This is a genomic window from Anaerococcus martiniensis (assembly GCF_043187485.1).
GTDB lineage: Bacteria > Bacillota > Clostridia > Tissierellales > Peptoniphilaceae > Anaerococcus > Anaerococcus martiniensis.
The window spans coordinates 660,252-681,721 of record NZ_CP171106.1; the positions used below are offsets into that span (position 1 = coordinate 660,252).

Consider the following 21,470-nt stretch of genomic DNA (forward strand, 5'->3'; position numbering starts at 1 on the left):
CTACATTATATTAAAGTATCTAGCAACGATACCGATGATAAATAGGGCAATGATAATTGTAATTGGAGAAACATCTTTTTTAAGAAGTTTTGATACACCAAGTGTTAGTAATAATGGAACTAAGCCTGGGATAAGCATATCTAAGTTATCTTGTAAGGTTGTAACTTTTTCTGGGCTAAAGGCATTGGCCCCATAGGTTTCATACATTTCTAGGGCTTGCTTTATACCCTCGGATCCACCTGGTAGATTTGCCCAATCGATAAATGTTTTGCTATCTTGAGCTACTCTTGTGATTTCCACTGGGAAGTCTACACTTACCCATCTTTGAACTAGAGCTCCAATTACAAACATACCAAGGATTGAAGCTGTCAGGGTTACCCTACCTAATAGTCCGCCTGATAAGTCTTTTGTAATTTCATTACCAGCCTTATATCCCGCTTCTTGAGTTCTCCATAGGAAAATATATCTGATTAGGTTCCATACTACGAAAAATAAAATTGGTCCTAGTGGGTTTCCACTTAGAGCTATGGATGCGCCAAGGGCTCCAAGTATCGGTCTAATTGTAAACCAGAATACTGGGTCTCCAACACCTGCAAGTGGTCCCATCATACCGACTTTTACCCCGTTGATTGCTGCATCATCAATTGCAGTACCATTTGCTCTTTCTTCTTCCATAGCAAGTGTTACACCTAAAACTGGTGCAGAAACGTATGGGTGGGTGTTGTAGAATTCTAAGTGGCGTTTTAATGCTGCTGCTTGGCTAGCTTCATCATGGTATAAGGATTTGATAGCTGGTATCATTGAATAAGCCCAACCACCATTTTGCATTCTTTCAAAGTTCCATGTTCCTTGTAAAAATTGGTGGCGGTTACAGATTTTTCTTCTTACATTTTCTGGTAATTCTATTCTATCTGCACTTTTAGTTTCTAATTTTTCATCTAAAACTTCTTCTTTTGTTTCAACAACTTCAGTTTTAGCCGGTTCTTCTACTATTACTTCTTTTTTTACAGCAGGGTCTTCATTTTTTATAACTTTTTTACTTGAATCTGCTTCATAAACTTCTTTGTCTTTTTCTTTTTTGTTATCAGTCATAAGATCCCTCCTTAATAATCATTTATAATATCGCCAAGTGGGTCGCCGGAATTTCCGCTAGCTCCTGTACCACTTTGAGCAATACCTTTTAGCTTCATATAAATAAGGGCAAATGCAATACCAATAACACCAAGTCCTATTAGTGTAATATCTGGAATAGCAGCGATAACAAAACCTAGGGCAAAAAATGGCCAAGTTTCTTTGGTACTCATCATATTTAAAACCATGGCATAACCAACTGCTGCAACCATGCCACCACCTACTTGCATACCACCTTTTAGCCACTCTGGCATAGCATTTAGGGCATCCGTTACTGCCTTTGCAGGGATAAAACATAAAATAAGTGCTGGAATTGCAATCCTAAGTCCTTGCATAGCAACACCTGACCAGTGGATTCTTTCTATTTTTTTAAAGTTTGCAGTCTCTGCTGCATTATCCATGGCGTGAACCATAGGAATTGCTATAGTCCTTGCAAGCATTGTTAAAAATAAACCAGCCACTGATAATGGGATAGCTAGAGTGATAGCTGTACTTCTAGCTTCTGCAGCATTTGTAGATCCTCCATTTAGGGCCAGGGCCATAATAATTGCAGATGCTACAGATGCTAAGGCTGCATCTGGAGCTATAGCCGCCCCAACATTTGACCAACCTAGGGCCAACATTTGTAGCGCACCACCTAGCATAACACCTTCTTTTAGGTGTCCTGTTACAAGACCAATAAGGGTACAAGCAACAATTGGTTGGTGAAATTGGAATTGGTCTAGGACTCCTTCACAACCAGCTAGGAAGGCTACAACAAAAATTAATATAATATTAATAGCAGTCATTTTCCTCTCCTAATTCATATTTAATTCTGTACGTGCTTTTTTAAGCATATTGTCTAGATTTTCTTTTTTGTCTGATGGGACTTTTCTAACATCAAAAGTAACACCCTGCTCTTTTAATTTTTCTAAAGCTTCCACATCTGATTCTCCCATTGATACTGATGTTGTAAGGTTTACTTTTCCATCCGAATAAGCCATAGATCCGATGTTTAGATGATCAATCTTGCCACCTAATTCCATTAATTCTAATACGTCTTCTGGTTTTTCAAATAAGAGCATAGCTCGTGTTGCTCCAAATCTTGGATCCTCTAAAATTTCTTTCATTTTCCAAACCGGTACTACGTGAGCTTTTACTCCTGGCGGTTCTGCCTCCATTACCATAGATTTTCTTAAGGCATCCTTACTAACTGCATCTGAAACTACAATGATGCGGTCAGGATTTGTTGCCCTTGTCCAGCTAGTTGCCACTTGACCGTGCAAAAGTCTGGTGTCGATACGAGCAAGGACAATGTCGATTTTGCCATCTCCAATCACTGTTCCTTCTGGGATTGATCCATCAGATGCTTTTTTTGCATCAACTAGGGCTTGGGCATCATCAGCTTCATTATTTGCTGGTTTTTGGCTAACTTCATTTAGGTCTTCAGGTTTGATTTTCACCCCTTCTTTGGCAGAGCCTATGATTGCTTTTGCAATTGCATGTGAAGATTCATTTGTAAATCTTTCTGATAGGGCTTCTATAACCATTGGAAGGTTCATTCCTGCTACTATTGCCCATTTATCCTCATGGCCTTCAAGCAAATTTGAAGTTTGGTTAAATGGAGTGCCTCCCCAAAGATCAACTAGAAATAAAATCTCATCGCTATCCACTTTTTTGATACAAGCTTCAAGCTCACTTCTTAAGTCATCTGGTCCCATGCTTGGCAAAAGAATTGCTGTTTCAAATTTTTCTTGGTCACCAAAAATCATTTGGGCAGATTCTTTGATACCTTCAGCAAAATGGCCGTGACTTGCAAGTATTATTCCTACCATCTTCTCTCCTTTCATAAAAATGATATTTACATAAATTCATATGAAAATGATTTTACAAGTTTATTATATCACACTATTAAAGAATTTTATCAGATGGATAATAAATATTTGCATCAAATCTTGCTTTTGTTATAACTTCCATATAATTGCGGGTTTTTTCTAAGAGTTCTTTTTCTTTTTTTGTATCTCGAGTCCTTAAAATTTCTTCTATGCAAACGAATTCATAATGCAATCTTGATTCGCCCTCTTGGTTAAATTGGAAAGAATATTGCCCATCATCTCCCACCACTTCTAGATTAAATTCCTCAAAGCTATTTAGAGCATCTGGGATTTCTATAGTTCCCTTTGTTCCTTGGATGGTATTTATCATAGGTGCAGCAGAATCTTTTGATCCGATGCAGGATATTTTAAAGTCATCATAATCTAAGATTACAATTCCAGATGTATCTATGTTTTTTTCAATATTTGCAAAATATTTTACATCCTTTGGTAGGCCAAAAGTATCAACTGCAAAGGCAACATTATATAAATTTAGGTCAATTAGAGCTCCTCCAGCACTTTCTAGTGAAAATACCGGCTCAATAATTCCTTCTTTAAATTTGTCATATCTTGAAGAATATTGGGAATAGTTAAGGGAAACTATTTTTATATCTCCAAGGTCATCAACAATTTTTTTTGCCTCAATGGCATTTGGTATAAATCTATGGCTGATTGCCTCAACAATCATCAGCTCATGTTCTTTTGCTTTTTCGATTATTTTTTCAGTTTCATAACTATTAGTTGTAAATGGTTTCTCACAGATGATGTCTTTTCCAGCATCAATTGCCTTATCCATAGCATCAAAATGCAAATTATTTGGTAAGGCAACATATACAGTATCAATCTGTTCATCAGCTAATAAGGCTTCTATGCCCAGATAATATTTTTCAATGGCAAATTCTTCACATAAATTTTGTAATTTTTCTTCATTGCGGGCTGCAATTCCCACCACCTCTATATTTTCAATTTCCTTTAAAACTGGCAAAACTTCTTTAACAATTTTGCCTGATCCAAGTATACCAAGTTTCATTTATTACCCCTTTCATAATTCATCTTCATTTGCTTATCATCAAATTTTTTGCCCAATAGAGACCTTTCATCCATTAATTTTATAAAATATTTTGATGAGTAAAGGCCTATTAAATATACTGCCAGCGACAGGATTAAGGTTAGAAGTAAAGCTGCCTGGGTGAACTTCGATTCTGGAACAAATCTCATCACTACATAATAGGAAGTCCATACCTGAAAAAATCCATTTATAGGCACGGTTAGATAAATATCCCTATAAGATTTGTATTTTCTGATTAGTAAAAACGTCAAAATATCAGCCAAAAATGCACTGGCCCAAATAGCTATCACTCCAAATATAGAAAATTTTAATAAAAATATTCCAAATACAAAAGAGATTAAAGATATAACACCGATTTTCTTAATCCTAAGTATGAGAGCAGTAAATATAAAAGAAAAAGCAGGAGCCATGGCCAACAGCCTGCCTCCCGGTATAGGCAAAGACCTGCCCACAAAATATAAAATTGAACCCAAAACCACCATCAGGGCAAGGGAGATTGCCATGACTGTCAGCTCCTGAGTTTTAATTTTTTTCATATATCCTCCTAAGTAAAGTCCTATTAAATTTTTTACCCAATATCGATAAATATTTCTTGGAGTATAGTTAAAAAAACGGAGGAATTATGACTTACACTTTAAAAGAAAAACAAGCTTACGAAAAAATGGGCGTGGAGGTTTATCTTTACGAACACGATAAAACCAAAGCCCAAGTTGTTTATGTAAAAAACGATGATAAAAACAAGACTTTTGGTATAGGATTTAAAACTCCACCAACAAATTCCAAGGGCATGGCCCACATTATGGAACACTCAGTATTAAATGGGTCAAAAAAATACAAAACCCGCGAGCCATTTATGGATATGGCAAGCTCATCTTTGCAAACTTTTTTAAATGCTATGACCTACCCAGACAAGACTGTTTATCCAGTTTCTAGTGAAAATGACAAAGATTTTTATAATCTAACTGATGTATATCTCGACGCTGTTTTCAATCCTAGCGTCCGCCACAAAAAAGAAATTTTGGACCAAGAAGGCTGGCATTATGAAATAGAAGATGACAAAATTTCAGGTATTTCTGGTGTAGTTTATAACGAGATGAAGGGTGCTCTTACCGACCCTGATGAACTTGTTTACAATGACTTTGTCGCTCATCTTTATAAAAATAGCCCCTACCAATACGAATCAGGTGGAGATCCTGCTGATATTTACAAGATTTCCTATGATGAATTTGTAAATTTCTATGACACTCACTACCATCCTTCAAATGCCAATATTTATTTTTATGGTGACTTGGATATAGATTTTTATTTGAATCACTTGGATAAGGAATATTTAGCAAATTATGATTATAAGGACCTTGATTTTGATATAAAAGTGCCTGATAATTACTATTCTGATACTATAAAATCAACCTATCCTGGCAATAGTGACCAAGAAAATGCTGACTACTTGCTATATGGATTTTTGACTAAGGAAGATCAAGATACAAAATACTATCTGACCCTTTTAATCCTAATCAGCGCCCTATTTCACATGGATTCATCCAAAATCAAAACCCAAATAAATATGGAAATAGACCCAGATGACTTTTCTGCAAGAGTCGGATATGGGGTTAGAAGTGCTGTTATCTTGCAAGCTCAGAAAACTGATAGTGCAAAATTAGATAGATATGTAGAAATTATTGAAAATGGCCTAAAAGAAGCTGCGGATGGCATCAATAAGGAAAGTTTAAAAGCTGCATTTTCTATTTTTGAATATGGGCAAAGAGAACAATTAATTTCTGTAATGCGTGGTTTGACCTATTTTCTAATGTGGAGATTTGACAAGCCAATTTTTGAGACCTTCCAAATAATTGATTATTTAGATGAGTTAAGACAATTAATTGACACAGACTATTACGAAAATTTCATCAAAGAAAACTTTATAGACAATCCAACAAAATTAGTCTACATTGCAAAACCAAGTAGTGATTATATGAATAATAAACAAAAGGATTTAGACGAGTATATTGCTAATTTAAATGAAAATATGACTGATGATGAATTAGCAAAAATAAAAAATGATTTGGAAAAATTAGAAATCCACCAAAATAAGGTAGACACTGAGGAAGAAAAAGCAACAATTCCAGTATTAAATATCGAAGATGTCCCAAGCAAGTTAGAAAAAACCGCCAGGGAAATTGTAAAAGACAAATTTACCTATATTTATCACGACATTGACACAGCAGGTTTGATTTACACTTCCCTTTATTTTGACATCAACCATTTAAATTTAGATGAGCTTTCCTACCTTTCACTTATAAATGATTTTATGGGCTCAGTAAATACTGAAAATATGGATTATACAGAAATTGATGATATGCTTTTCCAATACCTATCCAACCCAAATTTTTCAAATGCATTTATAAATGTAAATGATGAAAAAATAGCAATGTTCGAAAAAGTTTCCTTTACATCAACAATTGAAACGGCCGAAAAAGGTCTTGATTTAATGGCAGATTTTATGTTTAATTCTGTATTTGACAATCAAAAGAGGATTTTGGAAGTCCTTCGTATGAAAAAATCATATTTTGAATCAGTAATGTATGACCAAGGCCATATATTAGCCATGAATAGAGCAAATGCCCATAGTGATAAAAACATGATGATAAAAGATCAGCTAATCGGTTTAGGTTCCTATTTATTTTTAAAATCAGTAATAAATGAGGTTAAAAATAATTTTGATGAATTTTTAGCAAAAATTACTAGCATTTACAAAAAAATCTTTACAGAGAGTCTAGAAATTAATATTACCTCTTCTGAAGACGACTTTGCTAAGATGAAACAAATTATTAACTCACAATTTGATTCATTAATGCAAAAACAAGATACGGTTGACATTGATTTTAAGCCTGAGTACTACAAAGAAGCCATCCTTTCAAATGCAAATGTAAACTATATTTCAAAAACTGCAAATATAAAAGAATTTGGAAGTGAATTTGATGGCAAGTTGATGCTAGCAACTTCAATTTTATCAAACCCTTACCTTTACGAATTAATCCGTGCCAAAGGCGGTGCTTATGGAGCAGGTATTACTGCAAATAGGTCAGGACTTCTTTCTACCTACTCCTACCGCGACCCAAATATTTTAAAAACCATTGAAAGTTTTGATTCAATTGGGCAGCTTACAAAAAATATTGCCCTTACAGATAGGGACTTTGAAAACCAACAAATCTCATCTATGGGCAGCATTTTAAGGCCAAAATCTCCTCAAGCCCTAGCAGATGAAGATTATGGTAGATACAAAAAGGATAATCCTATAAATCCAGAAGAGATTTTAGGACAGATAAAAAACGCAAAACTTGATGATATAAAGGCATATAGTGATTTATTTGAAAAATCCATGCAAAAAGATAATCTAGTAGCCTTTGGTAATCGCAATAGTTTAACAAATATTAAGGATAGTTTTGATAAGATAATTGATTTAGATGACTAATTTGATATAAATTGAAAGTTGATTTAAATTTATTAATATTTAGGGTATGATAATATGTAGACAAGGAGTGCCTATGAGTGATAATAAAAATAATTTTGATTTTAATGATATAGACTTTTACGAAATCGGTCAAACAATTAAAAAATCGGTAAATTCTACCCTAAAAAAATTTACAGAAGCTAATGAAAAAGATGAAAACTTACCCCAAACAAGAAATAAGGAAGTCTGTGCCCAAAAACCTCCAGAGCTTTCAAAGGCCAAGGGTTGGCAGGCAGGGGCAATTATAAGTGGAATAATTTTGCCCATAATAACTATTAGTTTCTTTTCAGAATTTGTAAATTTTAGAGGCTTTTTCCCTTTTATAATGACAATATTGTTTGGATTATTAAGTATTGCAGTGCCTTATACTACATGGAGAGCTTCCAAAGAATATTTTAGACTTACAAATAATTATGTAAGATTTTTAAGAGAACTTGGCAACAATACAGTTATTTCTATAAGAGATTTGGCAAGTTCTGTTGCCCAAAGTGAAGAAAAAACTGTATCTGACCTTACAAAAATGATGAAGCGAGGATATTTTTACCAAGCTCGTATAGTTGAGGATGATTCTCTTTTTATCCTAGACATTCCTACCTTTAGATTATATAAAGAAAAGAAAAAAGAAATCCCAGAGCCTAGAGTAAAATCATATGAAGAAGATGAAGTTTTAGTAGAAGACTTGTCAGCTGAAAGGGCAAAGGAAATCTTAAATCAGGGTAAAAACTATATTGAAGAAATAAAGTTAAGTCAATCCAAAATTAGCAAAAAAGATTTTAGGGAAAATGTAGATAAGATATTAAAAAATTCGACTGATATTTTAAATATTGTAGAAAAATATCCAGATAAGTCCTATGCCCTAAACAAGTTTGCCGACTACTATTTGCCTACAACTGCAAAACTAGTAGAGACTTATTATGATTTTGAGATGATGCGTACAAATGATAGCAAAATTTTAAATTCTATGGATCAAATCAATGAATCTATAATTACCATCGGCGCAGCCTTTGATAAAATCAAAGTAGAACTTTTATCAGATAGGGCCATGGATATAAAAACTGATATTGACACAATAAATTTACTATTAAACCAAGAAGGTTATGCAGAAGACGATTGGAGTAATCAATGAGTGATATAAAATTAACTTTAGATGGCGCTGATGAAAATGATAGCAAATTAGATAATATAGGCAATGAAAATCCTGATTTGGTAGAAAATAATGTTAAGTTTTCTCCCGAAGAAGAAAAAATGATAGATGATTTTTCTAAAAAAATTAACCTGGATGATACAAATATCATCCTCCAATATGGATCAGGTGCTCAAAAAAAGATTTCAAATTTCTCAGAAAAAACCTTAGATACAGTTCGTAATAAGGACTTAGGAGAGATTGGAGGCTTGCTTGATTCTGTTGTTATGGACATACGCGATATGGAGCGTGAAGAAGCTTCTGGTCCCCTTGGATTTTTGAAAAAACAAGCAAACAAGGTAGAAGATTTAAAAGTTCGCTACCGATCAGCAGAAAAAAATATAGATGAAGTAGCAAAAACTCTAGAAAACCATCAAATAACCCTGATGAAAGATATTTCTATGCTCGATCAGATGTATGACTTAAACGAAGAATACTACAAAGAAATTACCATGTACATTGAGGCTGGGAATCGTAAATTAAAAGAAACATATGCAAGTGAAATCCCAGCACTTGAATCACAAGCCAAAGAATCAAACTTGCCATTAGATGCCCAAAAAGTAAATGACCTAAAGGCACAGGCAAATCGTTTTGAGAAAAAACTTCACGATTTGGACCTAACCCGTATGGTTTCTATACAAATGGCTCCACAAATTAGGATGGTTCAATCATCAAATTCTATAATGGCAGAAAAAATTCAAACTACAATTGTAAATACCATTCCGCTTTGGAAAAACCAAATGGTCCTAGCCCTTGGCATGAACCACACCAACCAAGCCATAGCCACTCAAAAAAGGGTAACCGACCTAACCAATGAGCTTTTAAGAAAAAATGCAGATACTCTAAAACAAAATACTATAGAAACTGCAAAAGCTACAGAGCGTGGTATTATAGACCTTGATACAATAAAACATACCAATGACCAGCTTATTTCTACAATAGAAGAAGTTAGAAATATCCAAATCGAGGGTAAGAAAAATAGGACTTTGGCCCAAGCAGAGATTGCTAGGCTAGAAGATGAACTTAAAAGAAATTTAACAAAAGGAAATAGTAATTAGGAGGAAATATGGTAGATATAGGAGATTTTAAATTTGATACACAAATGCTAATAGCAGGCGAAGACTTGGATGAAGATGAAATCTTTGATCACATCACAGAAAACTTTGAAGGCGACAGTCTTTTAGCAGTAGGTGATGAGGAATTAATCAAAATCCATTTTCACACAAACAAACCTTGGGAAATCTTAGAATATGCAGCAAGTCTTGGAGAGATCCACGACATAGTTGTAGAAAATATGCTAAGACAAGCTGAAGGGCTTAAAGGATAATAAAAAGCTAGGACAATTTGTTCTGGCTTTTTTTGATTGAAAAATCCTTATTTTTTAATATAATAGTATAAAGAAGTGTAAAGAGAAAGAGTATATTATGAAAATTAAAAATTACGGAAAAATCCTAGCCCTATCCCTTGCTATTGGCCTAGCAACTCCGCTTACCAACGCATTTGCAAGTGAAGACCAGGTAAAAATTCAAAATATAAATACATTAGAAAATTTTGACCAGGCCTCAAAAAATGAGATTGAAGCCTACAATAATCTAATAGACCAAAAAAATAATGATAGTAATCTAAATCCTGACTTAGAAAAAAATTTACAAGATTTAGCAGGTAAATTTGGTCAAGAATACAAACTTCGCTATGATCTAAAAGCAAATATCGAGCTAATCAACAAAATTGATGGCCAAAACTTTGCTGAAGTTATCAAAGATAGCAAAAAAATTTTAAATGGCGATGACCTTGGCAAAATTAATGACCAAAGCGAATACTTAAAGCTATTAATTAGACAAAATCAAAAAGAAAATCCCATAGTCCTATCAGATGATGAAATAAAAAATATAGAAAATGAAACAAAAAACTTTATCGATAATGGAATTCTTTTTGCAGATGAAAATACAGAAAAAAATGAAAATCTAGAGCAAAATATAAAAGCAATAGAAAATTCAAAGGCTTACTACTTGGCAGATAATAATCTAAAAGCAAAATACGATGAGCTTTTAAAATTAGCTAGAGAAAATAAGGAAAACGAAAAAGCAAAACAGCTTTTAGATGATTTCCTACTAAGTTCTGACAAAGAAAATTATCAAATTCCAGAGACTTTAATATCTCACGATGAAACAGAAATAAAAAACCAAGATTTTATTGCAGGAAACACAGATTCAGCTAATGAAACACTGCTTGAAGAAAGCCAAACAATAGAAAATCCATCTCAAAATTCAGGTTCATCTGCCAGCCAAAACGAATCTGCATTTTTAAAAAATGATAAAACAAACAGCAAATACAAAGAATTGTCAGATGCTCAAAAAAGAGAAGTAGATGCTATAGATACCAATAAAGACGGCAAGATTTCAAATGATGAGCTAGATGCATCTGCAAATTACACAGCAGATTTAGGATCTGATTCTTGGCTGTATCCATTTACAGAAAAAGCATTAAGTGAATCAAATGCTGATGATAATAAAAAAGATAACGGGGCAGAAAATACTAATGCTGAAGTAAATAAAGATTCAGAAAATCAAAACCAAGAAAAGGAAGTACCAAAAACTGTAACTATCGACAACAAAACCAAGTCTCCAGAATTAAATGATGAAGACACAGATACAAACGAAGATACTGAGGATGATAAAGAAGAATTTAACGAAACAGAAGCCAACCAAACGGTAGCGCCAAGAGAAAATACCAATGCAGCAAGCGTTGTAAAAACAGGTATAGAAAGCCTAGGCTATGTAGTTGCAATCCTAGTAATAGCCCTTGGTGCATATTACTTCTTAAATAAAAATCAAAAAAACAAAAAATAAAAATCAAGTTAAGATAAGTGAGCTAAGCCCCAAAATCCGGAATTCGGATTGAGGGGTTTTTTTATTGCAAAAATTTTTATTTAAGCTACCATTATAGTAGAGAGGTAGATAATGAATAAAATAAAATTAATTGGAGCAAGCCTCCTAGCTTGGTTAGTATTTTGTGCTAATACTTCTTATGCTAGTGAAGATAATATTACAGATTATAGCAAGGCATTAGAATTATCCCTGCCAGAAAAAGATACTACTTACAGTGCTGATGACTTAAAAAAACTAATCGATCAAACTGTTACATCAGTAGCTTACCAAACTTTTGATGATTACTTTAAAAATCTATACCATGTAGCAATAGAAAATGCTCATGATTATTTAGGCTTTAACTCAGAAGATGATGATGCAACAACTTTTGCCTACCATAAATTCATAAATGAAATAGAAAAAATAGACCAATTAAAAGACATGAATTTAGATGATGTCGATACTGACTCAGTTTTTTACAAGAATCCTAAGTATACAATTGCCTATTTAAATCTTGATAAGTCTTTACAAGAAGAGCTGGACAATATGAAAACTAATGATAGAAATTTTTTAACCATTAGTGAATTAGAGGCAAGCAAAAAGTATATACTTCCTATATTTTTTTACGAATTCCCCTACCAATTTATGCACGACAAGGATAAAGACGGAATGGTTGGCGAATGGCAAGCAGAAACAGAAAAACTTTTTAAAAATAATTCGCTAACCAAAGCCTACAGGAAAGCTAGCCCTGATCAAAGAAGATTTATAAAAGAATTAGACGCTGATAAAAATGGTTTTATAGATCTAATTGAAATTAAGAAAGCAAATTTAGTTTATGAGGATGATCTAGAGTGGGTAAGAAATTTTATCCCCGATAAGGATAAGGAATCTTTTAGTAAAATAGAAGAAGACCCAACTTCTAAAACGCCAATAACTAAAAAAGAGGAGCCAGAACTTACTTATCCAGAAACAAAATTTATATATGACCCTGTTTTTATTCAGGATGATGAAGATATAAAAATTGTAAATAAGGACAGTACTAGTAAATATAAATACGATTCTATTTTTTATATTAAAAATCGCACCAGTTCTTTTTACGAAAACCTAACAGATGAGCAAAGATTAGAGTTAGATGCTATGAATACTGACGGTGATGCTTATCTTTCTATAGAAGAATTAGAAAAAAGTGAAAATTATAACTTACCAATAGATAAAAGTCACTGGCTTTATTCTTTTATGTATGATAAAAATAATGATGGTTTGATAAATGAAGATGACCGAAATCCTTACCCAAAACCATATGAGGAAAATTTCGCAAAAGAGGATGAAAATTTACAAGCAAATGATGACCTATACTCATCAGTTTTTTACAAAAACGAAAAAACTCGTGATGCTTACTTAAATTTAACTGATGAAAAGAAAAAAGAATTGGATGAGATGAATACAGATGGCAAATATCCTTTAACTCTCGATGAAGTAAAAGCATCTGGTAAATTTTCTATTCCCATTAAAAAGGACAGAGATTGGATTTATCCTTTTATGGTCGATAGAAATAATAACGGTGAAGTTGGCGAAGACTATGAAATTTATGAAAATGTAGAAAAAGAGCCTAGCACAGAAAAATTAGAAAATAAGAAAGATACCCAAAATCCAGATTCAAGAAAAGAAATTGTTACAAATCCTGTAAGTCAAGAAACTACTAACCCATCAAGGCCTATACTTAAAGAGACAACAACATCCACAATTATTCAGCCTAATTCTTCCAATGTAAAGGCTGCAAGTAATGTAAAAACTGGGGTAAGTAATTTAAATTTAATCTACCCAGTAATATTTTCTTCCCTAGCTGGACTCATTATCCTAAAAAAATACAAATAAAAAACTCGAATCATATTGATTCGAGTTTTATTTTTTAGAAATTCCCAGCTTCTATTTCCTGAATTGTTTCTATAGAGTTTCTGAAGGATTCTGATTGTATGTCTGGGACTGTGCGTTTTTCTGCATTTATTGTGCCGTCTGGAGCATAGCCTAGGGTGTTTGTATAGGTAAAAACTAGGCCTGAATTTGGCATAACATCATTTATCACTCCTAGGGTTATCCCATCTCCTCCGGTTGTTTGGCCGATTAGGCTTGCTGATTCAGAATTTTTCATAAAGCTTGCCATGCCTTCAGCGGCTGAAAATACCGCTTTATCAACCATTAGGTAAATATTTCCTTCAAATCCATACTCTTTTTTAGATTCATCTGGATTTACTGTAATCGTGTCTTTTATATAGTAGTCAAAGTTTTTAAGATCACTTGAATGTTCTAGCTTTACCCCTGAAATATCAACATTTTTTAGGGTTTCGATATTTAAGGTATCATCTGCTAAGATTAATTTGGCCCTATCTGAGTCTTTGAAAAATAAGTGGTTAGTTACTGATTTTGGGCTTTTTAGGATTTTTGGTAAAAGGAATTTTTGCCAATAATCCATATTGCCCCCGTAGTTTTCACGGATGTCTATTATTAGCGCCTTATAAAGGTGTTTATTTCTTAAAAACTCATCTAAAATCGCCTCATCTTGGCTAAATTTTTCTGGGTCAACCATAGAATTTATTTTTAAAAGGGCTATGCCTTCTGCTGGGCTTTCTAAAGTTAGATTTGTAGTTTTATTTTTGTTTATAAATGATAGGGCCCTTTTTTGAGATTCGCCTTCTGAATCTCGAGTTTGCTCGCCTTTTAAATCGTAGCGGTTTCTAACTACTTGCTTATTCATTTTCAAAAATTCATAATAAATTGATGGTGTATTCCAATTTTTAGAATAATATTTTAAGGTATTTTCTACATAGACGGTGTCTGCAATCCTCGCATGGGAGTTGTTTAGCTCTCCCATAATTCCTGTCATTTCGTCGATAAATTCTTGGTCGGTTTTTGCATTTTCTATACGTTTTAAATATTTTTTGTAAGAGCCTAAAAAATCAATATTGTAATCCCTTTTTAAAACTCCGAAAAATGGATAATTTGCCTTTAATTCATTAAAAACATAATTAAAGTCCTCTATCATTTGCTTATTTGTAAGCGCCTTTGGATTTTCTGGGGCTGGCAATTGTAATTGTGGTGGATTTTGTAGGTTTTTGTACCATTTTAAATATGATTCTATATCGTATTTGTCGATATTATCTGGGTAAAAAACATCATCTTTTCCGTTAAATCCCCCATCTTCTACAATTGTTTGGGTGCGCCTTGCTTCTAGTTGGTCTAATCTTCTTTTGGCACAAGATGTATTTGTAAGCATAAAAACGAGGATTAGACAAAAAATCTTAATCTTATTTTTCATCAAATCCTCCTCTTAAAATGTAATCTCTCTTGTATAAATCGTAGATTACAGGGATATTTCCTATTGGATTTACTAGTGAAAATACTACAATTGCAATGATCAAAAGATTTAATTTTTTCCTTTCATTTCTTGCTATTGCCCCTAGACTTACATTTCTAATTCTTAAGACAGCTATCCCGTAAATAAAGGCAAGGATACCAAATACAATCTCAAAGATTTCTTTATAATAAATCCCAAAAACTAATACTCCGATACCTGCCAGTATCCAAATTACAGAACTTGCTGTTTGCATTTTATTATATTTTTTTAATAAGTCTATGCTTTCACTTCTTTTTCTTCTCATAATTTATATTATATCTTAAATTTCTAAATTTGGGTAAACTTTCATAAATTTATCAGATTCTTCGCCTGCTTGGTAGTTTAAATATCCTGCCATGGCAATCATTGCTGCATTGTCTGTGCAAAGTTCTAGGGATGGATAATAAAATTTGATATTTTCTTTGGCACATTCTTCTGCCATACGTTCTCTTAATCTACTATTTGCTGCAACTCCGCCACTTAGAGCAAATTTGTCAAAGCCTGTTTCTTTTAAAAGTCGCATGGATTTTTCTACCAAAACATCCACAACTGCCTCTTGAAAACTTGCAGCAAGGTCTGCCTTATTGATTTCATTTCCCTTTTGTTCTTCTTGGTTCATATGGTTTAAGACCGCTGTTTTAAGTCCTGAAAAAGAAAAATCATATGAATCTTTTTCAAGTCTTACCCTTGGAAAATCTATGGCAGATCCATTTCCTTCTTTGGCAAGTTTATCAATTTTTGGACCACCTGGATAGCCAAGCCCCATTTTTCTTGCAACTTTGTCATAGGATTCACCTGCTGCATCATCACGAGTTTTGCCCACAACTTCATAATCTGTATAAGAATTTACTTTTACTAGATAAGTGTGGCCACCACTTACTACTAGGGTTACAAATGGTGGTTCTAAATCCTTGTGGGCAAGGTAATTTGCACAAATATGGCCTTGCATATGGTTTGTACCAATCATTGGTTTATTTGTTGCAAGGGATAAGGCCTTTGCTGCAGAAATTCCGACCAAAAGTGAGCCCATAAGTCCCGGACCCTTGGTTACAGAAATCAAATCTATATCTTCATAGGTCAGATTTGTGTCATCCAAGGCTTTTTTTATCAAAGGATTTATAGCTTCTAGATGTTTTCTACTTGCAATTTCTGGGACTACCCCACCAAAAAGTGTATGGATGTCAATTTGCGATGATATTAAATTTATTAAAAGCTCTCTATCATTTTTTAGAATTGCTACACAGCTGTCATCACAGCTGGTTTCAATCCCCATAGTATAAAAATCTGTCATTACAATTCCTTTTTCATATTGTAGGCATCTTCGCCAATTTTCTGGTAATAATTTTTTCTAATGCCCATTACTTCAAAACCAAATTTTTTGTATAAATTGATGGCTGCAGTATTTTTTGTAGAAACTTCTAGCCAAATTTCTTTTATATTTTTTGAAAGACTTGTTTCTACTAGGTGGTTTAAGAGGCTAGTGGCAATTCCCTTTTTTTGAAAATCACGATCCACTGCTATGGTAAATATTTCCGCCTCATCCATTACATGGCTTGATATATAAAAACCAACCACCTTGCCGTCTACTTCTGCAACATAATGATTTAAAAATGAATTAGATTTCAAATCTTTTATAAGATTCTTTTTAGACCACGGTTCAAAAAATGCCTGGTTTTCTATATTATAAACCTCATCTGCATCTGAAATTTCCATTTTTCTAATCATTTTACACCTTGTTCTTTTTCTCGTATTCTCTTTCTGCTTGGGATTTTCTAAGGTAATTTGGGCTAATTTCAAACAAATCTGGGCTATCATTTATATGAATAAGCCCTAATCTTATAAGAGACTTACCAATGCAATTATTAAAATTTATAGGCAAAGTGTGGGCATTTTTAAATTGCTCACAATATTTTCCGCTGATTTCTCCTATAAGCTCTACTTCCTCTTTTAAATCATCAACAAGTTTAATAAAATCTTCTATCTCATAAAGGTCTTCTTTTATAATTTCATTATAATCCTTATCATAAACTGCTGCATAAACCCTATTTCCTCTAGCATCTAGCATAGGTACTTTTAGTTTTTCACTTGAAGAATTATTTGCAAGGGCCAAAAGCGTACTAATTGGTATAAGTTTTTTTTCATTTACTTGCGCCAAAGTTTTTGCAACGGTCATACCAATTCTAAGACCTGTAAAAGATCCTGGCCCCTCAGAGATAACAAAGGCATCTATGTCTTTGATAGTCATCCCTAATAAATCCAATAAATTTTCAATCATAGGAACCAAGGATTCACTGTGAGTTTTTTGCTGGTTTACATTAAAATCCCCAATAATTTCATTATTACTTGCAATAGTTACAGTAGAAATCATAGTTGAGGTGTCAATTGCTAAAATATTCATTTATCATTTGCCCCCTTTTTGTATCAGCTAGAATTTTAATCTCACGAGTATTACTATCAATTTTTGAAATCTCAACGTTTATCATGTCATTTGGCAAAAAATCTCCTCCATTTTCTGCCCATTCTATAAAGGTAATGGCATTATCTGGATAAAAATATGTTTCAAAGTCGATTTCTAAAAGCTCATCCGGATCTTCAAGCCTATATAAATCAAGGTGGTAGATGGTTTTATCTCCCTCATAAATATTTACAATAGAAAAGGTTGGAGATGAGCTGTCATCTATATTAAAATACTCAGCAATAAAATTAGTAAGGGTGGTTTTGCCAGCACCCATATCTCCTATTAAATTTATAACATCATTATCTTCTAAAAGGGATACAAATTTATGTGCAAAGTCCCTCATTTCATTTAAATTATTTATAATCATAAATCCTCTTTATCTTAAGTATTATACTATTTATAATAAAAAAATCCCTAGATAAGCTAGGGATGATTTTAAATTTAAAATTTAAGTGATGGTGATATGCGTTTGTATAGTATTTGAGTTACGATTGATTCGATAGCACCTTTTATAATATTAAATGGAGCTACTGAAAAAATCATAAGTGTAATATAATTTTTAACCAGTGAGTTTCCAGGAATCATACCAGCAAAGGCTTCAAGGTCTATATTCATTACCTTGCTATAGATTGGGAAAACTACAAAGGCATTTGATAAAGTTGCAACCGCACTCATAGCAATCACACCCAAAATTAAGGCTAGAATAGAATTTTTACGAGTTTTTTTGTTGCGGTAAATAAGTGATGATACCAAAACAAAGGTAGATCCTACAACAAAGTTAGATAATTCCCCAACCCCACCTGTCATAGTCTTTGAAAGGTTAAGGACGTTTTTAATAAGCTGGATTAAAACCCCATACCAAGGACCCATAGCAAAGCCACCAATGAGTGCTGGAACATCAGCAAAATCAACTTTCATAAAAGGTGGAGCTATTGGAATAGGCAATTGAATAAACATCAATAAATATGATATACCCGCCAAAATACCAACTTTTACCATTCTGTCTAAACTAAACGATTTACTTCTTCTTTGAATCATAATTACCTCCTAAAGTGGGCAATAAAAAATGCCCTGATCTTGGGGCACGAAAAAAATACAAAAAAATATATACTTCTCCCATCCAGACTATAACTGTCGGTTTTGGAATTGCACCAAATCAACCAAAAAATGGCTCGCAGACTATAACTGCCGGTTTAGGAATTTCACCTTACCCCGAAACAAGCCCGTCCGGCTAATGGAGGACCCTCCACGGAGTGGCCGCAGGACGGCACGCCCGAGGAAACTTATCCGGCGTATAGAGGACTCGTGCCAATTAGGCACGGAATTACCACAAACGCCAAGATGATTACCTATTACCGTATGGACTTTTAATCTATTTAGTTCTTGACAACATTATATCACAAACACAATCCAATATCAAATAAATTTGAAAACAATTTCACAAAATTAATCATTTGGATTACAACTATCCAAAACCCACTTATAACCCTTGCGATTAATTGTTTCTATAGGATTTAGATTAGCCTTTTTAAATTCTAAACGAATTTTTCTGATATGCTCTCTTACAGACCTTTCTGTGGTCTTCATGCCTTTTTTGTTCATGGCTTCCACAATATCATCCTTGCTTAAAACCTTGCCCATATTTGAAATTAAAACTGAGCAAATACTTATTTCAAATTTTGTAAGGTCTAGAATGTCATTTCCAATCCTAAATATTCCATTATCCTCCTCCATTGTACAAAAACCAAGGCGGACAATGTTTGTATCATTGATTTCTTCTACTTTTTCAAAAACTGAATTAATAAATTCCTCACGAGTATTTGAATGAATGACAAAGTCTTTGTCATCTAGCTCTTGCTCGTAAGGATTATCTGCGTTTCTCTCTGTTAGATAAATAACAGGTGTAGTAGTTGTTTGTTTTATGTATTGAATTACCTGGAGACATTTATTATAGGTCATATCAACCAAAATCAAATCGTATTCGCTAAGATCAAGACCTATAAGGTCTTCCATTTGTTCAAATTTATGTATAACTACTTCGTTTTTATCAAACTGGGAATTTAAGAGAGATGAAACACCATTTTCATATTCAACTGATGCTATTTTCATATCTCCTCCTTTTCTATCCATAATTATAGCCTTTTAATAAGACAATGTAAAGATTTTTTTATATAAATTTTTATCATCTGTATATAAAATACAAATTTGACTGGACTTTGTCAAGAAAAAAGAGCCTGCTTTTAGCAAGCCCTTTAAATTATTTTTATAAATAGTATTTTTTTATCATTTTAAGATTATCATCTAGTTCATAAACTAAGGGTTGACCTGTTGGGATTTCTAAGTCCATAATATCTTCATCTGAGATACCTTCGATGTGTTTTGCTAATGCCCTTAGTGAGTTTCCGTGAGCTGCTACTAGGATTGTTTCATCTTTTAGTAGTTGTGGTGCAATATGATCAAAGAAATATGGTAATGCTCTTTCTAGAGTAACTTTTAAGTTTTCTGCCGTTGGAATTACATCTTTTGGCAGATTCTTAAATTGTCTCATATTTAATTGCTTTTCTTGTTCTTCTTCAGAAAGAGTTGGAGGTAGTGTATCATATGACCTTCTCCAAATATGAACTTGCTCATCCCCATATTTTTCCGCTGTTTCTGCTTTATTAAGTCCTTGTAAGGCACCATAGTGACGTTCGTTTAGTCTCCAAGATTTTTCTACCGGCACAAATAATTGTTCAGAATATTCTAGTACATAGTTACAAGTTTTGATTGCTCTTTTTAAAATCGATGTGTGAGCGTGGTCAAATACTATACCTGCTTCTTTAATTTTTTTACCAGCTTCAATTGCTTCTTCTTGGCCTTTTTCTGATAAATCAACATCTACCCATCCAGTGAATTTGTTTGCAAGGTTCCATTCACTTTGGCCGTGTCTAACCATTACTAAAGTTTTTGTCATTATCTTCTCCTTAGTTTTTCATTACTTTCTAACTCTTTTTGCTTAGCTTTTACGGAATCATCAGCGCTTTGGTCTATTTCATCAAGCCATGTAAGGGCGCGTCCTGTACCAATTACTACACATTGGTCAGCATTTTCCGCAATATTTACATCTATTTGGAATTTTTCAGCCAATCTTTGGCGTAGGCCTATGGTATAAGCCCCACCACCTGTCAGGATTATTTGTTTTTCGTAAATATCTGCTGCAAGTTCTGGAGGAGTTACCTCTAATACTTTTTTTACCCCATCTACAATTAAATCAACATAAGGCTTGATTGCAAGTTCAATTTCTCCTACCGGAACAAAAACCTTTTGTGGAAGTCCTGTAGCAATTTCTCGCCCAGTAACTTCTATAGATCCATCAATCTCTGCATTTCCAGCCTCAATTTTTACTTCTTCAGCCTTATTATCTCCAAGTAAAAGTCCATATCTTTTCCTAATATAATCTTTAATTGCATTATCAAATGTAAGTCCTGCCACTGGCACTGATGTACTAGCAATTATTTGACCCATAGAAATCACTGCAATATCAGTAGTACCCCCACCTATATCTACAATTAATTCTCCGCCAGCATCTGTAATATCAACTCCAGCACCAATTGCTGCTGCAAGGGCTTCTTCGATTAAATATGTCCTGTGGGCTCCAGCATTTTCACTTGCCTGAAGGACAGCTCTTTTTTCTACTTGAGTTGCCCTACTTGGTACACAAATTAGAACGTCTGGTTTTAATAGAGCTTTGCTTAATGACTTATCTAAAAAATATTTTAGCATGCGTTCAGTGGATGGAAAGTCCGCTATAACCCCGTCTTTTAACGGCATAACTGCTTTTACATTTCCTGGTGTTCTACCGACTAATTTTTTTGCTTCATCTCCCACAGCAAGTATCTCATCTTTTAAAACATCAACAGCAATTACTGATGGCTCACTAAGGACCACTCCCTTGTTATTTACAAAAACTAAAACTTTGGCTGTACCAAGGTCTATAGCTACACTTCTTCTAATCCTTGCCATTTTTT

General features: G+C 33.6%; 21 protein-coding genes and 1 riboswitch. Of the genes, 6 read left to right on the forward strand and 15 right to left on the reverse strand.

The genetic code is table 11. The features are described from left to right. The 5 genes from ACF3NF_RS03335 to ACF3NF_RS03355 all read right to left on the reverse strand — a co-directional run bounded on the left by ACF3NF_RS03335 (position 1) and on the right by ACF3NF_RS03355 (position 4,589). Positions 1–1,092, reverse strand: coding sequence for a PTS system mannose/fructose/sorbose family transporter subunit IID (locus ACF3NF_RS03335; protein ID WP_394024172.1), 1,092 nt, complete (start codon positions 1,090–1,092; stop codon positions 1–3). 11 nt (positions 1,093–1,103) lie between these two features. Further along, positions 1,104–1,919 (reverse strand): PTS mannose/fructose/sorbose transporter subunit IIC, encoded by an 816-nt coding sequence (locus ACF3NF_RS03340; protein ID WP_394024174.1) that lies wholly within the window; start codon positions 1,917–1,919, stop codon positions 1,104–1,106. A 9-nt stretch (positions 1,920–1,928) separates the two neighbouring features. Continuing rightward, entirely contained in the window at positions 1,929–2,945 is a 1,017-nt protein-coding gene (locus tag ACF3NF_RS03345; RefSeq protein ID WP_394024176.1) for a PTS sugar transporter subunit IIB, read from the reverse strand. Between the two features lie 76 nt (positions 2,946–3,021). Continuing rightward, a complete protein-coding gene (locus tag ACF3NF_RS03350) occupies positions 3,022–4,014 on the reverse strand; it encodes a Gfo/Idh/MocA family protein (protein WP_394024178.1) in 993 nt (330 codons plus the stop codon). After that, the gene (locus tag ACF3NF_RS03355; RefSeq protein WP_394024180.1) at positions 4,011–4,589 is read right to left on the reverse strand and encodes a hypothetical protein; all 579 of its coding nucleotides are present in this window, start codon (positions 4,587–4,589) and stop codon (positions 4,011–4,013) included. Before ACF3NF_RS03355 ends, ACF3NF_RS03350 begins: the two co-directional genes overlap by 4 nt. Positions 4,590–4,675: 86 nt before the next feature. Here ACF3NF_RS03355 and ACF3NF_RS03360 point away from each other — a divergent pair, with 86 nt between their 5' ends. From ACF3NF_RS03360 to ACF3NF_RS03385, 6 genes are all read left to right on the forward strand, one after another. After that, on the forward strand, positions 4,676–7,525 hold the full coding sequence (locus ACF3NF_RS03360; protein ID WP_394024182.1) for an insulinase family protein: 2,850 nt from the start codon (positions 4,676–4,678) through the stop codon (positions 7,523–7,525). Positions 7,526–7,598: 73 nt separating this feature from the next. Beyond that, complete coding sequence (locus ACF3NF_RS03365) at positions 7,599–8,690, forward strand: 5-bromo-4-chloroindolyl phosphate hydrolysis family protein (RefSeq protein WP_394024184.1); 1,092 nt, start codon at positions 7,599–7,601, stop codon at positions 8,688–8,690. Beyond that, positions 8,687–9,805, forward strand: coding sequence for a toxic anion resistance protein (locus ACF3NF_RS03370; RefSeq protein ID WP_394024186.1), 1,119 nt, complete (start codon positions 8,687–8,689; stop codon positions 9,803–9,805). The genes ACF3NF_RS03365 and ACF3NF_RS03370 overlap by 4 nt, the downstream gene beginning before the upstream one ends. A gap of 8 nt (positions 9,806–9,813) precedes the next feature. Then, positions 9,814–10,074 (forward strand): kinase to dihydroxyacetone kinase, encoded by a 261-nt coding sequence (locus ACF3NF_RS03375; protein ID WP_394024188.1) that lies wholly within the window; start codon positions 9,814–9,816, stop codon positions 10,072–10,074. A gap of 97 nt (positions 10,075–10,171) precedes the next feature. After that, a complete protein-coding gene (locus ACF3NF_RS03380; protein ID WP_394024189.1) occupies positions 10,172–11,596 on the forward strand; it encodes a hypothetical protein in 1,425 nt (474 codons plus the stop codon). A 111-nt stretch (positions 11,597–11,707) separates the two neighbouring features. Continuing rightward, on the forward strand, positions 11,708–13,489 hold the full coding sequence (locus ACF3NF_RS03385; RefSeq protein WP_394024191.1) for a hypothetical protein: 1,782 nt from the start codon (positions 11,708–11,710) through the stop codon (positions 13,487–13,489). 34 nt (positions 13,490–13,523) lie between these two features. On the opposite strand, the gene ACF3NF_RS03390 is transcribed toward ACF3NF_RS03385, so the two are convergent. From ACF3NF_RS03390 to mreB, 10 genes are all read right to left on the reverse strand, one after another. Beyond that, complete coding sequence (locus ACF3NF_RS03390; protein WP_394024193.1) at positions 13,524–14,927, reverse strand: S41 family peptidase; 1,404 nt, start codon at positions 14,925–14,927, stop codon at positions 13,524–13,526. Further along, positions 14,917–15,270, reverse strand: coding sequence for a hypothetical protein (locus tag ACF3NF_RS03395; RefSeq protein WP_394024195.1), 354 nt, complete (start codon positions 15,268–15,270; stop codon positions 14,917–14,919). Before ACF3NF_RS03395 ends, ACF3NF_RS03390 begins: the two co-directional genes overlap by 11 nt. Before the next feature lie 15 nt (positions 15,271–15,285). Next, positions 15,286–16,296: a tRNA (adenosine(37)-N6)-threonylcarbamoyltransferase complex transferase subunit TsaD gene (gene tsaD / locus ACF3NF_RS03400; protein ID WP_394024197.1), complete on the reverse strand. Its 1,011-nt coding sequence runs from the start codon at positions 16,294–16,296 to the stop codon at positions 15,286–15,288. Continuing rightward, positions 16,296–16,730, reverse strand: a complete 435-nt coding sequence (gene rimI / locus ACF3NF_RS03405; RefSeq protein WP_394024199.1) for a ribosomal protein S18-alanine N-acetyltransferase — start codon at positions 16,728–16,730, stop codon at positions 16,296–16,298. The genes tsaD and rimI overlap by 1 nt, the downstream gene beginning before the upstream one ends. Position 16,731: 1 nt before the next feature. Continuing rightward, positions 16,732–17,403 carry a tRNA (adenosine(37)-N6)-threonylcarbamoyltransferase complex dimerization subunit type 1 TsaB gene (gene tsaB, locus ACF3NF_RS03410; protein WP_394024201.1) on the reverse strand — a complete coding sequence of 224 codons (672 nt, stop codon included), beginning with the start codon at positions 17,401–17,403 and terminating at the stop codon, positions 16,732–16,734. After that, a complete protein-coding gene (gene tsaE / locus ACF3NF_RS03415; protein WP_394024203.1) occupies positions 17,384–17,830 on the reverse strand; it encodes a tRNA (adenosine(37)-N6)-threonylcarbamoyltransferase complex ATPase subunit type 1 TsaE in 447 nt (148 codons plus the stop codon). The genes tsaB and tsaE overlap by 20 nt, the downstream gene beginning before the upstream one ends. 74 nt (positions 17,831–17,904) lie before the next feature. Further along, positions 17,905–18,501, reverse strand: coding sequence for an ECF transporter S component (locus ACF3NF_RS03420; protein WP_262123031.1), 597 nt, complete (start codon positions 18,499–18,501; stop codon positions 17,905–17,907). Positions 18,502–18,567: 66 nt separating this feature from the next. Continuing rightward, positions 18,568–18,687, reverse strand: a riboswitch (FMN riboswitch). 222 nt (positions 18,688–18,909) lie between these two features. Beyond that, the gene (locus ACF3NF_RS03425; RefSeq protein ID WP_394024206.1) at positions 18,910–19,572 is read right to left on the reverse strand and encodes a winged helix-turn-helix domain-containing protein; all 663 of its coding nucleotides are present in this window, start codon (positions 19,570–19,572) and stop codon (positions 18,910–18,912) included. Between the two features lie 154 nt (positions 19,573–19,726). After that, complete coding sequence (gene gpmA, locus ACF3NF_RS03430) at positions 19,727–20,416, reverse strand: 2,3-diphosphoglycerate-dependent phosphoglycerate mutase (RefSeq protein WP_394024208.1); 690 nt, start codon at positions 20,414–20,416, stop codon at positions 19,727–19,729. Beyond that, on the reverse strand, positions 20,416–21,465 hold the full coding sequence (gene mreB, locus ACF3NF_RS03435; RefSeq protein ID WP_394024210.1) for a rod shape-determining protein: 1,050 nt from the start codon (positions 21,463–21,465) through the stop codon (positions 20,416–20,418). The genes gpmA and mreB overlap by 1 nt, the downstream gene beginning before the upstream one ends. Between the last annotated feature and the right edge of the window lie 5 nt (positions 21,466–21,470).

What these genes read in the sequence shown, in the direction of transcription:
- ACF3NF_RS03335 (WP_394024172.1), bottom strand. Translation starts at nt 1,092, where the DNA reads ATGACTGATAACAAAAAAGAAAAAGACAAAGAAGTTTATGAAGCAGAT.
- ACF3NF_RS03340 (WP_394024174.1), bottom strand. Translation starts at nt 1,919, where the DNA reads ATGACTGCTATTAATATTATATTAATTTTTGTTGTAGCCTTCCTAGCT.
- ACF3NF_RS03345 (WP_394024176.1), bottom strand. Translation starts at nt 2,945, where the DNA reads ATGGTAGGAATAATACTTGCAAGTCACGGCCATTTTGCTGAAGGTATC.
- ACF3NF_RS03350 (WP_394024178.1), bottom strand. Translation starts at nt 4,014, where the DNA reads ATGAAACTTGGTATACTTGGATCAGGCAAAATTGTTAAAGAAGTTTTG.
- ACF3NF_RS03355 (WP_394024180.1), bottom strand. Translation starts at nt 4,589, where the DNA reads ATGAAAAAAATTAAAACTCAGGAGCTGACAGTCATGGCAATCTCCCTT.
- ACF3NF_RS03360 (WP_394024182.1), top strand. Translation starts at nt 4,676, where the DNA reads ATGACTTACACTTTAAAAGAAAAACAAGCTTACGAAAAAATGGGCGTG.
- ACF3NF_RS03365 (WP_394024184.1), top strand. Translation starts at nt 7,599, where the DNA reads ATGAGTGATAATAAAAATAATTTTGATTTTAATGATATAGACTTTTAC.
- ACF3NF_RS03370 (WP_394024186.1), top strand. Translation starts at nt 8,687, where the DNA reads ATGAGTGATATAAAATTAACTTTAGATGGCGCTGATGAAAATGATAGC.
- ACF3NF_RS03375 (WP_394024188.1), top strand. Translation starts at nt 9,814, where the DNA reads ATGGTAGATATAGGAGATTTTAAATTTGATACACAAATGCTAATAGCA.
- ACF3NF_RS03380 (WP_394024189.1), top strand. Translation starts at nt 10,172, where the DNA reads ATGAAAATTAAAAATTACGGAAAAATCCTAGCCCTATCCCTTGCTATT.
- ACF3NF_RS03385 (WP_394024191.1), top strand. Translation starts at nt 11,708, where the DNA reads ATGAATAAAATAAAATTAATTGGAGCAAGCCTCCTAGCTTGGTTAGTA.
- ACF3NF_RS03390 (WP_394024193.1), bottom strand. Translation starts at nt 14,927, where the DNA reads ATGAAAAATAAGATTAAGATTTTTTGTCTAATCCTCGTTTTTATGCTT.
- ACF3NF_RS03395 (WP_394024195.1), bottom strand. Translation starts at nt 15,270, where the DNA reads ATGAGAAGAAAAAGAAGTGAAAGCATAGACTTATTAAAAAAATATAAT.
- tsaD (WP_394024197.1), bottom strand. Translation starts at nt 16,296, where the DNA reads ATGACAGATTTTTATACTATGGGGATTGAAACCAGCTGTGATGACAGC.
- rimI (WP_394024199.1), bottom strand. Translation starts at nt 16,730, where the DNA reads ATGATTAGAAAAATGGAAATTTCAGATGCAGATGAGGTTTATAATATA.
- tsaB (WP_394024201.1), bottom strand. Translation starts at nt 17,403, where the DNA reads ATGAATATTTTAGCAATTGACACCTCAACTATGATTTCTACTGTAACT.
- tsaE (WP_394024203.1), bottom strand. Translation starts at nt 17,830, where the DNA reads ATGATTATAAATAATTTAAATGAAATGAGGGACTTTGCACATAAATTT.
- ACF3NF_RS03420 (WP_262123031.1), bottom strand. Translation starts at nt 18,501, where the DNA reads ATGATTCAAAGAAGAAGTAAATCGTTTAGTTTAGACAGAATGGTAAAA.
- ACF3NF_RS03425 (WP_394024206.1), bottom strand. Translation starts at nt 19,572, where the DNA reads ATGAAAATAGCATCAGTTGAATATGAAAATGGTGTTTCATCTCTCTTA.
- gpmA (WP_394024208.1), bottom strand. Translation starts at nt 20,416, where the DNA reads ATGACAAAAACTTTAGTAATGGTTAGACACGGCCAAAGTGAATGGAAC.
- mreB (WP_394024210.1), bottom strand. Translation starts at nt 21,465, where the DNA reads ATGGCAAGGATTAGAAGAAGTGTAGCTATAGACCTTGGTACAGCCAAA.